Below are 12649 nucleotides of genomic sequence, written 5' to 3' on the forward strand. Positions count from 1 at the left end.
GGGCCACCTCAGGCGACGACGTCAGCCTGCTCGTTCAAGGACCACACGTTCAGGGCGCGGTCCTTCAGCCTTTCCGGTAATGGGCGGTTGCGGAAGGCTGGCCTGGCCGGGTTCTATCGTGAACCGGCATTCCAGCGAATACCATGGCCCCTGTATATCGGCAGTGGGCGCCGGCTGGCTTTCGTGGCGGACATATTCGCCGACAAGCGCACGGGTGACGCCAAACTGGACATCGGTGTCCAGGTTGGGATCGTCGCTGGAGTAGACCTGGGAAAACTGCGTCTTGTAGCCTTCTTTGTAGATCATGAAATGAATATGGGCGGGCCGCATATTGTGGCGGCCTTGCGCGCGCAACAGCTCGCCTACCGGACCTGAAACTGGAATAGGGTAGCCGGCGGGCTTGACGCTGCGAAAAGCAATATGTCCATTTTGATCCGTGGTGAATTTGCCGCGCAGATTCATATTCTCCTGCCCAGGATCCTGGTTCTCGTAGAAGCCTTCGGCCGAGGTGTGCCATACGTCGACTGCCGCGCCCGCAACTGGATGGCCTTGATGGTCTTGAATCCAGGCGTCAACAAAAATGGGCTCGCCTGTGGTTGGACCGCGCACAATGGATCCGTCGTTCTCGGTTGGGGGCGAACCCATGCGCCAGAAGGGCCCCATGAGATTGGCCGTGGTGTCGGTTTGGCCGTCATCACCGTTGTTCAGCAGGCAGACCAATGAAGACAAGCCTAGCGAACCGGCGGCCAGCACAACTTCGTTATGGGATTCGGTGGTCATCTGGCCAAGCTTGGCGATTTGCCGACAGGCCTGGTGAAACTCGGCCTCGGTCAGCTTCACTTCGCGTGCGAAATTGTGCAGATGGCGTACCGCCGCCGACATTATTTCTCGAAAGCGTTCGTCGGGGGCACGCGCCAGCTCGTCGAGCACAGCGTCGGTTACGTCTTGTTGTCGGGTAATGATCATTTGCGTCTCCGTTCTGCTTATGAATGCCTTGGTTTGTAGCTGACCCGGAATTGAGGCCGGGTGGCCCGTTACTGCGGGCGCCGCGGAACAATCAGCTTGGCCGTCAGGATCTGAAGCACTTCATCATTTTGATTCCTGGTCTCGCAGCGCATGACGGCTATTCCTTGTTGAGGCTTGGAGCGCGACGGGATGATCTCCATCACTTCGCTGACCACGCGCAGCACATCGCCCGGCCTTGTAGGTCTTGGCCATTCTACCTGTCCACCCGCCCCGATAATGCCCCCGGCAAGCGGCGCCCCGCCGGCGTTGAGCAGCTTCATGGTGATGGCGGCGGTATGCCAGCCGCTGGCCGCAAGCCCCTTGAACAATGTCGCCTCAGCCGCGGCCTTGTCCAGATGGAAGGGCTGGGGATCGTACTCCGAGGCAAAGGCGATCAGCTTATCTTCGGTAAGTTCATACGTTGCGCTGTTAAAGCGCTGCCCTACCGCCAGGTCATCCAGGAAATATAAAGTCGGTAATGAATCGTGCATAGTTAATACCTTAGGCTGGCTGATTGCTCTGAGTGTGAAAGTTAATGTTATAGCCTACGCGTTCTATGTGGGTAACGTAAGAACGCGGCCGCTTGTCACATGCGGTTTCGGGATCATTAATTCGTCACAACAATTGACATGATCGGCGGTCCCGATATGTTATTTTTGTACCAAATGGCAATGCGCCTGGCGCTTCGTTGTATTTTTTTGCCTTGGCCGCTTGCCAGTCCCAGAAGAAGAATTTTTGGCGCAAAACTATATGTATCTAAACCGAGCGCTCGCGCACGCTGCAAGAACATTGGTTTGCAGCGTTGCGGCTACTGCCTTTTTTTGGCCTTTGCCGGGGGCGGCCCAGCCTGTGGGCACGCCTGTCGCTGGCGATTCCTCGCGCGGGGCAACGCAAGCGGCCGCGTCCACACAAGGCCTGGGCCTGCGCCTGGGATACCAGTCCGATTACAGCAAGGCCAGCCTGGTGTACGAAACGCCCAGGCTATGGGGTCACCAATTCCAGAACTGGGGCCGCCTGGACCTGGATGTCGAGCTTGGCGTTTCGTACTGGCGGACCAACGAGGGCAAGTCGCAGTCCATGGGTCAGCTCAGTGCGATACCGATGCTGCGCTGGTGGCCGAATGAAAGCTTCTATCTGGAGTTGGGCTCGGGACCTACGGTCTTGAGTCGGTCCGAGTTCGCGGGCCTTGAGTTCAGTACGCGCTTTCAGTTCGGTTCGCATGTGGGCATGGGGCTTCTAATAGACAAGGCGCACCGGGTAGGTATCCGCTATTCGCATTATTCCAACGCAGATATCAAAAAGCCGAATCCTGGGCTGGATGTGGTCGAGCTGGCCTATACCTATCGGTTTTAATGGCGGGCTTGCCTCATTGCCCCCCCGCCATGACGCCTTGGCTAACACCATTTACTCAGTCCTGAGCAGTTTGAGGGGCGTGCAGTTTACGTAGCTCCTGGTACTTTGCATAGCGCTGTTGGTAATCAGCGCCGAACACGTCGTACGACAGTGCGTCATAGCTTTGTGCGTCAAAACCTGCTTTTCTCCAGTCGATCAGGTCGCTTTTTACTTGCTCGCTGACGGTGGTGGATTGTGTGCGTTGTTGAGATGCTGGCGTCGCTTCTTGCGCGTGTGCCACCGCGAAGATTCCCGAGGTCAGGCTTATTGCAATGGTAAGTGCCGAGATGGAGGTTTTCATGATCTTTCCTTTGTTTGAACGTGAAGTGAAATTGATGTGCAACGGATAAGGTGAAGTGGCTATTGGGCAGGTCGAGCCTGCTCTAACGGACGATTCATTTGGGTAGGCTTTCATTGGGCATTCGCAAGAGCGGGGTAATCGATATAGCCTTGCGGGCCGGCGGAATAAAACGTGTCCCGCTCGGGTTTGTTGAGCGGTGCGTCGCTTGAAAACCGTTGCACCAGATCTGGATTGGCGAGATACAGGCTACCGAATACAGCGGCATCTGCCCCTGCGCTCGTGATCAGAGTCTGGGCGCTCTCTTTGTCCAGGCCGCCGCCGTGAAGCAAGGCGCCGTCGAACAGCGGACGCAGAAGAGCGCGGTAGTCCAATGTGCTTTGGGTCTTCATCAGGTGCAGGTAAGCAGGCTTGAGCTCTCCGAGCCGCTGGAGCAAGTATTGGTAGGTTTCCCGGGGGGCCGCGTCGCTTACGCTGTTGAAGTTCATTTCCGGTGCGATCTTGATGCCAACGCGGTCGCGTCCTGCTTCGCCAATCATGGCCGTCAGCACTTCCACGATGAAGCGCGCGCGGTTCTCGAGCGAGCCGCCGTAGCGGTCTGTGCGTCGATTGGTGCCCGAAGACAGGAACTGTTCTGGCAGATATCCTGAAGCAGCATGTAACTCGACGCCGTCAAAGCCGGCTTCCAGCGCGTTACACGTAGCCAGTCGATACTCTTCAACAATGCCGGCGATTTCTTCGGTTTCCAACGCACGAGGTACGACAAAATCCTGCGGCCCCGTAGCGGTGAATACCTTGCCTTCGGCCGCGATCGCCGAAGGCGCGACGGGAGTTGCATGATCCGGTAGCAGACTTGGATGTGAAATACGCCCGCAATGCATTAGCTGCAGGAATATAAGGCCGCCTTTGGCGTGAACGGCTTCCGTTATGTGTTTCCATGCCTCGACCTGAGTTGCCGAATGGATACCCGGTGTACGCACGTATCCTTTGCCCATGGGCGAGGGATATGTGCCTTCGGTAATGATCAGACCGGCGTTTGCGCGTTGGGCATAGTACTGAGCGGCAAAAGGAGAAGGTATGCCGGAAACATCGTCTGCTCGCGATCGCGTCATGGGCGCCATGACGAATCGGTTGCGCAAGATGTAGTTTCCCAGGCGGGTGTTCTTGTAGAGTGGGTTCATGTCGCTTCCTTTGTTGAGGGTGTACGGACAGAATGAACTGATCCATTGGATAGATAAAGACCTATAATTGAATTCAGTGATCCACTGGTGGAGCAATAAAAAATGGAAGTGTTGAGCTATATGCGCCTTTTCGTCGAAGTGGCGCGGATGAAAAATTTCCGCCGCGCGGCGGAAGCGCTGGAGATGCCCAGCTCGACGCTTTCACGCCAGATCGCTCAATTGGAGAAGACTATCGGCTTGCGCTTGCTGCATCGTTCAACGCGCAAAGTAGAGCTGACCGAAGCCGGCGAGGTTTATTTCAAGCGCTGCCAAAGCATCGTGGAAGAAGCGCAAATCGCGCATGAGTCGCTGCTGGATGTGGCAGAGCGCCCGACGGGTACCCTGCGTGTGTCGATGCCGGTTGACCTCGCCACCGATTATCTGGCGCCGATCCTGGCCGACTTTTCCGTGGCTTATCCGCTGATCGCATTCGAGTTCGATTTGACGCCGCGGCGTATTGATTTGCAGAGCGAGCCGTTCGATCTTGCCATTCGCATGGGCCCGCCGCCCACGGCACCATCAACGCTGGTCGCACGCCGGATTGCCGTACTGCAGCGCTATTTGTATGCGGCGCCGGCCTATCTGAAGAAGGCTCCGCCGTTGACGCACGCGAGCGATCTAAGTCAGCATGTTTTATGCATTGGGAAGGGGGCGACGAAGCCGGGAGGCGTCTTCAGGTTTTTTGATCGCGGCGGCAAGATGGTTGAAGTGGCATCGGCGACCCGCTTTGTAATGAACAGCGTCGGTCTAAGCCGGGCGCTGGCAAAGCAAGGAGTCGGCATTGCGGCGCTTGACACCGAGCTGGCGCGGGACGATGTTGCTGCGGGCCGTCTAATACATGTGCTGCCGGAGTGGGGCCTCAAGCCGATTGAGGTGCATGCGATCACCGATACCCGTTTTTTGCCCGCAAGAACGCGGCTGTTTATCGACTTTGTGAAGGCTAGGCTGAGCTAGCTGCCGACATTTTCACGAAATCGATAAACGCCCGCAAAGGCGCGGGAACGAGATGCCGTCCGGAGTAGTAAAGAAACGGTCCTGAAAAGCGCAGCCACCAAGGCTCGAGCACAGGTTCAAGGCCGCCGCTGTCAAGATGCGGGCGCAGCCAGTCTTCGAAGAGGTAGATAATGCCGGTTCCGGCGAGCGCCGCCTCGACCGCGAGGTCGGTTCCTCCGCCCGCCCGGACCAGCAGAGGCCCTGCGGGATCGACCCGAAGCACGTTGCCGTCCCGCTCGAACTCCCACGGCGTCATCACGCCGCTGGAAAAGCGGCTGCGCAGACAGGCATGGCCGAGCAACTCGCGGGGGTGTTGGGGCCGGCCTTGGCGATCAAGGTAGGCCGGCGAGGCGGCGGTCGCAAAGCGCTGGATGCGGGGGCCGATCGGTATCGCAATCATGTCCTGCTCCAGCCGGTCGTCGTAGCGGATGCCAGCGTCGCATCCGGCCGCGACTACGTCGACAAAACTGTCATCGGTAATCACTTCCAGGCGGATGTCGGGGTAGGCGGCAAGGAATGACGGGATAATGCGGGGCAGCACCAGGCGTGCAGCGCTGACAGGAACATTCAGGCGCAGCGAACCCGTCGGCTTATCGCGAAAGCCGTTTACCACATCAAGCGCCGCTTCCACTTCGGACAAGGCCGGGCCAAGCCGCTTGAGCAGTCCTTCGCCTGCTTCGGTTGGAACGACGCTACGGGTCGTTCGATTGAGCAGCCTGACGCCGAGCTGCGCCTCCAGGCGGCGTACCGCTTCGCTCAGTGCGGAGGCGCTGCTGCCGCTTGCGCGCGCGCCCTCGCGAAAACCGCCGGCACGCGCCACGGCCAAGAAGGCGTTCAGATTTCCAAGATCTACTTTCATTGCTTTGCCATGATTGTTCGTAAATCAGCACAGCGCGTATTGATTGTAGCCAGTTATCAAGTAAGTGGAAAATGTCTACGATGTCTTATCGTTCATTCATAGGAGATCGGTCATGTCCAATATTCAGCAACCCGGCACGTTTACGCTTGGCGATCGCAGTGTGAAGCGGCTGGGCTACGGCGCCATGCAGCTTGCGGGTCCCGGTGTGTTCGGCCCTCCCAAGGATCGTGCAGCGGCAGTGGCCGTGCTGCGCGAGGCCATTGAGCGTGGAGTCGATCATATCGACACCAGCGATTTTTACGGCCCTCATATCACCAACCAACTCATCCGCGAGGCACTGCATCCTTATCAGGACGATCTCGTCATCGTCACCAAGATCGGCGCCCGCCGCGGCGAGGACGGATCGTGGATTCCGGCGTTTTCGCGGGAAGAGCTCACGCAGGCGGTGCACGATAATCTGCGCAACCTGGGGGTTAATGTGCTGGATGTCGTCAATCTTCGCAGTATGTTCGGCATACATGGGCCGGCAGAAGGGTCGATCGAAGAGCCGCTTGCCGCCCTAGCCGAGCTGCAGCGGCAAGGGCTGGTGCGCCACATTGGGCTAAGTAACGTCACCCCGGCGCAGATTGCGGAAGGACGCCGTCTTTGCGAGATAGTCTGCGTACAGAACCAGTACAACCTGGCGCATCGGTCCGATGATGCCATGATCGACGATCTTGGCCGCGACGGCATCGCCTATGTGCCGTTTTTCCCATTAGGCGGATTCAGCCCACTGCAGTCGTCCACCTTGTCCAGCGTTGCTGCCCGGCTCGAAGCCACGCCCATGCAAGTCGCGCTTGCCTGGCTGCTTCGTCGCGCGCCCAACATTCTTCTGATTCCGGGGACTTCTTCGGTCCAGCACTTGCAGGAAAACCTGGCTGCGGCCGAGTGCATGCTGCCCGACGATGCAATCAAGGAGCTGGATCTTGTGGTGAGTGCCGAAGCTGCTTGAGGTTTGAAAAGGATCGGGTAGACTGCGTTGATAATGAAAGACAACAGGGGCAATCAACTATGTCAATTGTGAATACCACTCTTGATGGAGACGAACGAGGACCCGTGGTTTACCTGGATTATGACCAGGCCTCGCTTGATGCAGCTTACGATCAAAGTGTATGGGCCAGCAATGCAGCTCGGTTAAGGCATTTTGCAATTTGCGTCAACGACCTTGAAGCGTCTGCGGACTTTTACCAGAAGACCTTTGGACTAAAGCGTGTGGGCGAAGAAACGCTCGAGGCGGGTTCGGGTGTTTATCTGAGCGACGGAGTGGTTAATCTTGCTCTGCTTAAAGGCTCTCCTGGCAGTCAGATGGAAGGCTTCGTCGGTCCGCATCATTTCGGCTTCATTGTTCAGGACTCTGAACTCACCGCCAAGGAAATCGAAGCGAACGGCGGCAAGTTTTTTTTCACGCTGGGCGATCCCGAAAAACAGAATTTCGAGCAAAAGTTCAAAGATCCGGATGGAATCGTTTTTGATATTTCGCGAAAGGGATGGTTGGGTACCTCCGACGTATGAACATACTACCGAACACGGTCTTTCATAGATCCTAAGCAGGCTAGCCAATGCAGACAGCCCCCACCGCTACTTCACCAGAAACTCACTTCCACCTGATCCGGGCAGCAGACCTTGCGCCTGTTCCATGGAAGAATGGTGGCGGTATAACTCGCCAGATCGCCATTTGCCCCGAAGGCGCAACGCTGGATACCTTTAGCTGGCGTATCAGCGCGGCAGTCGTCGAACAGGCGGGTCCGTTCTCGATCTTTAATGGTATCGATCGCTTTATCGTTGTTACCCATGGCGCGTCCATGACCCTTGTTAATGCCGTCGACCAGAGCCGGCGCAGTTTGCAACAGGGGCAAACGTTTGCATTTGCGGGTGAAGCTGCGCTGGCCGCTGAGTTACCCGACGGCCCGATACAAGACTTCAATCTTATGGTGCGGCGCGGCCAAGGGCTGGGGGAACTGACGGTAAGGCAATCCGCGCAACGGCTGGTTTTATATGAAGGCAGCACCGTTTTGCATTGTGTTAGTGGTGTGTTTACGATTTCGCAAGCATCCATTAATGGGCGCGAGTACCAGCTTGCCGCAGGCGACAGCCTGCAAGCGACACTACCGGCTGGTTGTCAGACTCTCGTTGAAATCGTCCCGGAGCAGGCTGGGTCAAGTTTGATTGATGCCCGCATACGCCATACCGCTGTTGTTATCGATGGAGATTGAGAGCAGGGGGCGGATAAAGGACGTTCAGGAGTTTGATTAAGAGGGTGAGGGCGCGGTAGCGGGCAATGGGTGTGCTGCCTTGCTCAGGCAATTCCGGTAACAACTAACAAGGCCCGCTCGACTGCCCGCATTTTATCGGCGTCCAGGCGCCCGAAAGCCGCTCCAACCTTTGAACGGGGCAATGTGGCCACTTTATCAACCATGACCTGTGAAAGCGCCTGTAAACCGTTGAGCGTATCGGGCTCTACAACGACACGAAACATGGCATCCCTTGTTTCGCTTGTCACAGGGCAAATCATTACGCTGTCGAGTTCGGCTAAAAGATCGGACTGGATGACTAAAGCAGGCCGGGGCTTGCCATAGTTGCCTTGCAACGACACCACAACGAAATCGCCCCGATGAATCATTTCCAGCCTTCGGTCTCGTTGGCCGCGGCCTCAGTGAATGCCAATACATCAAGCTCGGCCGAGTCGTTGTGTAATGCAAGACATTGGCGCTTAATGCGATTGATGTAATCGGATGTACGGGTATCAGGAACCCATAGTTGAATTGGCCTCATCCCGCTGGCACGCAACCGGGCACGATGCCGCGTTACCTTCTCTGTTGACACGTCGTTCATAGGATGACCTCGAAATTATTGATGTCTGGTTTCATGTTACCTCGCATGACATCCATAAAGCAACCGCGTTAGACAACAAAGCCGATTGTCGGGATGAGCACGGGCCTAAGCGCAAGCCTAGTCCTTTGGGGTGAGGTCAAGCGAGGAAAACCGGTAGCGTTGCGTACTTTGCACTATTCCCAGCGCTGATGATAGGAAAAAGTTGGCAGCTTCCAGCCGAGCTGGATGGCAAGCAGGCGCAATGCCAACCCGCCAGTAAAGCAGATGATGGTGTTCAGATTCATATCGATGCCCAGTGCCCTTAGCGACAGGAACAGCACGCATACTGCAAGTGAAACGCTGGCATAGAGTTCGCGCCGGAACACGACCGGCACCTGGTTGCAAAGCACATCGCGCAGGATGCCGCCGCTGATGCCGGTGAGCATTCCAGACATGATCACGACAATGGTTGGGTAGTTCAATTCCAGCGCAATAGTGCACCCGATCAGCGAAAACGCGATCAGGCCCATCGCGTCGAGCACGAGAAAGATTCGATGCAGATGGTGCATGTACCGCGCCAGTAGAGTAGTAAGCAGACCGGCGCAAATCACCAAGTACACATACCCGGGGTGTTGAGTCCATCCAATTGGATAGTGGCCAAGAATCACGTCGCGAATGGTGCCCCCGCCCAGCGCGGTGACGAAGGCAATGACTGCGACCCCGAAGATATCCATATTGCGGCGCCCGGCGGCAAGCGCCCCTGACATGGCCTCGGCCGCGATGGCGACCAGATAGATGACAAGCATCAGGTCGACGTTCAGTTCATGAATTGGCTGCAGAAGCTGTGCAAGGGTGGGCATAGGAAGGCTTTGATTGTTGGTAGGAGCCGCTATCTGGACGAGACCGCTGCGTTGTCCTGCTGGCTTGTCATTTGCCCGGACATATAGTCCAGGAAGGCCTTTGTTTTTGGTGAAGGGTAGCCTCCCCGGTAGGCATAGACGGCATACAGAGGCAGAGATACGTGCCTGAACTCCGGCAGGCATATTTCCAGGCGTCCGGCAGTCAGGTCTTTTTCGACGTCCCATTCCAGTTGCAGGCCGATACCGTAGCCGTCCCGTATCCAACTGTAGACGGCTTCGCTGCTGTTGCAGACGAGCGTTGGCTTTACGTGGATATCTCTGGATACGCCATCTTCCTGGACTGTCCATTGCCTTATGACATGGCGGCCCCGCGTCAGGCACACGCAGTCGTGCGACAGCAAGTCGTCCGGTTGCTGCGGGCGGCCCGTCTGCGCAGGTATTCGGGGGAAGCGCACATTACCAGGCGGGTGCTGGCCAGCTTGCGGGCGATGATGTCCGGAGTTTGCGGGACATTGAATTGGAACAGAATATCAAGCTCGTCTTCTGCCAGGTCGAGCGGATCGTCCGCCAGAATAAGTTCTATACGAAGCCCTGGGTACAGTTGCGCGAAACGGGCGACTTCCGGGGCAAGGCGGCTGCGGCCCAATTGCAGCATGGCGCCCAGGCGCAGGCGTCCAGTCAATTGCTGGCTATGGCAAGTAGCCTCGGCCTCGGCATCCTCGATTTCGGCCAGAATGCGCTGGGCTCGCTCGTACATCCCTGCCCCCGCTTCAGTCAATTGAAAGCGCCGCGCATGGCGGTCGATAAGGCGTACTCCCAGCCGGGCCTCCATGGCCGCCAGGCGACGGCTGACGGCAGGTGGCGAGCTATCCAGAACCAGGGCCGCTTTACTCAACGACCCCGCCGCAACTATATGAACGAATAACTCCAGGTCGTTGATGTTGTCAGCCATGCATGATTCCGTTTATTGGAATTTAACTTTGCATTTTAGGCGGTTTCTGACGGAATTGCTCAGGTCTAGAATTCATTTATAGGAAGTTTCATGCGATGTCTGTTGCATCGAAACACGAAACGACCTGTCGCTGGTAGACAGCCACGTGAATTTATTGTCTCGCAATGCAAACTATTCAAGGAAAATCATGAGCAAAACAATCAACGCCTTAGCCCTTACTTTCGGCCTTCTGGCTTCGGGATCCCTCGTCACAGCCAACGCTCAGGGTGCCAACCCTGCATCGGCGCAGAACAACCAGGCAACTTCCGTCGGGGTAACGGTGAAGCAGGACCTGGCCGACTGGCGCCAAGCGGGTTTCGACGAACAAACCTACCGTGCGTTGTCGCAAGACGTGTATGGCAAGGCTTATCAGCAGCGTTATGCGGAGTATCAGCGCCTTCGTCAATTGCACAGCCAGGCGCAGAACTAAAGTACGGACTTTTCGGCCTCTTGCGGTAAGCCGCGGGTCGATATTATTGGCCACGTCTCCGACGTGGCCAATTTCCGTTGCGGATACGCCAGATTGTCATCCAGGGCAGTGCGGCAACACCAGCCGCGATGGGTGTGCCGCATCGTGATGATAAGTGTCCGTTCCGACTTTTTGCCCATACCAGTGCGTCATGGGGGCATCCGCGATCAGCGAATCGAAGTTGCTGATTTCCAGACGAAGGCGTTCGCCCGGATTGACCAGGAACGACATAGGCAAGAGCTCGACCCGCAGCTCGTATATCTTGCCCGGTATCAGGGGGTCGGCCTTGGCGTGCGTGTGAAAAGGCAGCATGTCCTGTGTAAGGTCCGGATCTTCGGCACGGTGCGATGCCCGCAACCAGCCTTGCGTAACTTTACGCACGGTAAACCCATGCTTGGCAGGCGACAACACCTGCAGCTTGACGATCAGGTCCATATCTTCCTGGTTGCTTGATCCGTGCAGTATCAGCACGCCATGCCCGGTAAACTCCCGGGCTTCGTCAAACTCTGCGCTGGTATAAGTGATGACCCGGGCCGTATGGTCGGGAACGCCATTGATGATAGTCGTTACGCCCAGCATCCATTCCGGGTCGGGATAACTCCATGATGTGCTGTCTGCTTCCCGGTCAGAAGGGGTCCTGGCCAGCGAGCCGTCGTTCAGCGAGCGCAGTACTCCGGCTTTTTGGGATGATAAATAGAAGGTGTCGGGCACCATTTCGGGCGGCGGCCAGCGGTTGGAGGATCGATACTCGCCCGCGCCATTGACGAAAGCCCGCACAGCGGGCCGCTCCATTACTTTGGTGTCGCGTCCTTTCAAGTGGTAGTCGTACCAAGGAAGAATCTCGCGTCGGTGGAAGTCTTCATCATCGAAGGTCTTCTGGGCGTCCGAGAAAGTGTAGGATTCAATCAGCAATAATTGCCGAGGTCCGCGCACACGGTTAAACCCCATGACGTTTCCACGCAGATGCAAGCCCGCTTTGCTCCACGCCCCAATGGAAAACACCGGGATATCAACCTGGTCCAGTTCCCAGAATGGCGAACGCCTGCGATGCCATTCGTTGTCCAGTGTATTGGACATGATGTTGGGCAATAGCTCGTGCCGCTGGCCGCCGCGAACATCATGGCCTTCAGCCTGGTGCTGCATCATCACTGAGCCAAGCAGCCATGGCCCCAGCAGGCCGTGTTGGGGGATACCGCCGTGATATAGCCAGTCCCGGTACATATCATTGGAGCCATCGTACGGCACGATGGTCTTCAGATGCGGGGGGCGAGTACGCGCCGCGTTCCACTGGCTCCAACTGAAATACGACTGTCCGATCATGCCGATATTGCTGTCGCACCAAGCCTGGGCAGCCACGTATTCGATGGCATCATGGATGGCTTCTCCCTCGGTCCGCGAGACGGGGTCCCAAATACCTTCAGATCGGCCGCTGCCGGGAACGTCCACGATTACGTAGGCGTAGCCTTCGTCCAGATACATTTGCATCGGACCGTATTCGACAAAGGGAAATACCCAGTGAGCCGGAAGCCGGCGCAAAGCCTTTTGGTAGGGCGACGCTGCCAAGAGGACGGGGTAGGGTCCCTGTTTGACGGCCGGCAGATAAACATCGGCGCGTACCGTAATACCGGTGCGGGTAACAAGCTCGATTTCAAAGGGCTGCACACTGACGTCGACCATTGCCTTCCTCTTTTAATGCTGGTTGTCTAGTATTG

17 protein-coding genes are annotated in these 12649 nt (G+C 56.9%); 6 read left to right on the top strand and 11 right to left on the bottom strand.

Annotated elements, in window-relative coordinates; translation table 11 throughout:
- Nucleotides 1-21 precede the first annotated feature (21 nt).
- Entirely contained in the window at nt 22-966 is a 945-nt protein-coding gene (locus DFR37_RS13510; RefSeq protein ID WP_113933848.1) for a dioxygenase family protein, read from the bottom strand.
- Between the two features lie 68 nt (nt 967-1034).
- The gene (locus DFR37_RS13515) at nt 1035-1496 is read right to left on the bottom strand and encodes a MaoC family dehydratase (protein ID WP_113933849.1); all 462 of its coding nucleotides are present in this window, start codon (nt 1494-1496) and stop codon (nt 1035-1037) included.
- Nucleotides 1497-1755: 259 nt separating this feature from the next.
- Between DFR37_RS13515 and DFR37_RS13520 the strand changes: the two genes are divergently transcribed.
- Entirely contained in the window at nt 1756-2358 is a 603-nt protein-coding gene (locus DFR37_RS13520) for an acyloxyacyl hydrolase (RefSeq protein WP_113934012.1), read from the top strand.
- A gap of 55 nt (nt 2359-2413) precedes the next feature.
- On the opposite strand, the gene DFR37_RS13525 is transcribed toward DFR37_RS13520, so the two are convergent.
- Together DFR37_RS13525 and DFR37_RS13530 are read right to left on the bottom strand one after the other, a co-directional pair.
- Nucleotides 2414-2698, bottom strand: coding sequence for a DUF4148 domain-containing protein (locus DFR37_RS13525; protein ID WP_113933850.1), 285 nt, complete (start codon nt 2696-2698; stop codon nt 2414-2416).
- Nucleotides 2699-2808: 110 nt separating this feature from the next.
- Nucleotides 2809-3876 (bottom strand): alkene reductase, encoded by a 1068-nt coding sequence (locus DFR37_RS13530; RefSeq protein WP_113933851.1) that lies wholly within the window; start codon nt 3874-3876, stop codon nt 2809-2811.
- 102 nt (nt 3877-3978) lie between these two features.
- On the opposite strand from DFR37_RS13530, the gene DFR37_RS13535 reads away from it, so the two are divergent.
- Nucleotides 3979-4869, top strand: coding sequence for a LysR family transcriptional regulator (locus tag DFR37_RS13535; RefSeq protein WP_113933852.1), 891 nt, complete (start codon nt 3979-3981; stop codon nt 4867-4869).
- On the opposite strand, the gene DFR37_RS13540 is transcribed toward DFR37_RS13535, so the two are convergent.
- Nucleotides 4856-5767 carry a LysR family transcriptional regulator gene (locus DFR37_RS13540; RefSeq protein ID WP_113933853.1) on the bottom strand — a complete coding sequence of 304 codons (912 nt, stop codon included), beginning with the start codon at nt 5765-5767 and terminating at the stop codon, nt 4856-4858. The two genes, DFR37_RS13535 and DFR37_RS13540, sit on opposite strands and share 14 nt — an antisense overlap.
- A 112-nt stretch (nt 5768-5879) precedes the next feature.
- Between DFR37_RS13540 and DFR37_RS13545 the strand changes: the two genes are divergently transcribed.
- From DFR37_RS13545 to DFR37_RS13555, 3 genes are read left to right on the top strand one after another with little or no spacing between them, the layout of a single operon-like run.
- Nucleotides 5880-6758 (top strand): aldo/keto reductase family oxidoreductase, encoded by an 879-nt coding sequence (locus tag DFR37_RS13545; protein ID WP_113933854.1) that lies wholly within the window; start codon nt 5880-5882, stop codon nt 6756-6758.
- Between the two features lie 59 nt (nt 6759-6817).
- Nucleotides 6818-7318, top strand: coding sequence for a VOC family protein (locus DFR37_RS13550; protein WP_113933855.1), 501 nt, complete (start codon nt 6818-6820; stop codon nt 7316-7318).
- 47 nt (nt 7319-7365) lie between these two features.
- Entirely contained in the window at nt 7366-8019 is a 654-nt protein-coding gene (locus DFR37_RS13555) for a HutD/Ves family protein (RefSeq protein ID WP_113933856.1), read from the top strand.
- Between the two features lie 83 nt (nt 8020-8102).
- Here DFR37_RS13555 and DFR37_RS13560 read toward each other — a convergent pair whose 3' ends face one another.
- From DFR37_RS13560 to DFR37_RS13580, 5 genes are all read right to left on the bottom strand, one after another.
- Nucleotides 8103-8426 carry a type II toxin-antitoxin system PemK/MazF family toxin gene (locus DFR37_RS13560; RefSeq protein WP_180148078.1) on the bottom strand — a complete coding sequence of 108 codons (324 nt, stop codon included), beginning with the start codon at nt 8424-8426 and terminating at the stop codon, nt 8103-8105.
- Nucleotides 8423-8638, bottom strand: a complete 216-nt coding sequence (locus DFR37_RS13565; protein WP_113933857.1) for an antitoxin MazE family protein — start codon at nt 8636-8638, stop codon at nt 8423-8425. Before DFR37_RS13565 ends, DFR37_RS13560 begins: the two co-directional genes overlap by 4 nt.
- 173 nt (nt 8639-8811) lie before the next feature.
- Entirely contained in the window at nt 8812-9477 is a 666-nt protein-coding gene (locus DFR37_RS13570) for a trimeric intracellular cation channel family protein (protein ID WP_113933858.1), read from the bottom strand.
- Nucleotides 9478-9506: 29 nt separating this feature from the next.
- Nucleotides 9507-9878, bottom strand: a complete 372-nt coding sequence (locus DFR37_RS13575; RefSeq protein ID WP_170139918.1) for a LysR substrate-binding domain-containing protein — start codon at nt 9876-9878, stop codon at nt 9507-9509.
- Nucleotides 9851-10429: a LysR family transcriptional regulator gene (locus tag DFR37_RS13580; RefSeq protein WP_113933860.1), complete on the bottom strand. Its 579-nt coding sequence runs from the start codon at nt 10427-10429 to the stop codon at nt 9851-9853. The genes DFR37_RS13575 and DFR37_RS13580 overlap by 28 nt, the downstream gene beginning before the upstream one ends.
- A 187-nt stretch (nt 10430-10616) precedes the next feature.
- On the opposite strand from DFR37_RS13580, the gene DFR37_RS13585 reads away from it, so the two are divergent.
- Complete coding sequence (locus DFR37_RS13585; RefSeq protein WP_113933861.1) at nt 10617-10898, top strand: hypothetical protein; 282 nt, start codon at nt 10617-10619, stop codon at nt 10896-10898.
- A 96-nt stretch (nt 10899-10994) separates the two neighbouring features.
- On the opposite strand, the gene DFR37_RS13590 is transcribed toward DFR37_RS13585, so the two are convergent.
- Nucleotides 10995-12614 carry a CocE/NonD family hydrolase gene (locus tag DFR37_RS13590; RefSeq protein ID WP_113933862.1) on the bottom strand — a complete coding sequence of 540 codons (1620 nt, stop codon included), beginning with the start codon at nt 12612-12614 and terminating at the stop codon, nt 10995-10997.
- Nucleotides 12615-12649 lie beyond the last annotated feature (35 nt).

The sequence above is a fragment of the Eoetvoesiella caeni genome (assembly GCF_003315175.1).
Taxonomy (GTDB): domain Bacteria; phylum Pseudomonadota; class Gammaproteobacteria; order Burkholderiales; family Burkholderiaceae_B; genus Eoetvoesia; species Eoetvoesia caeni.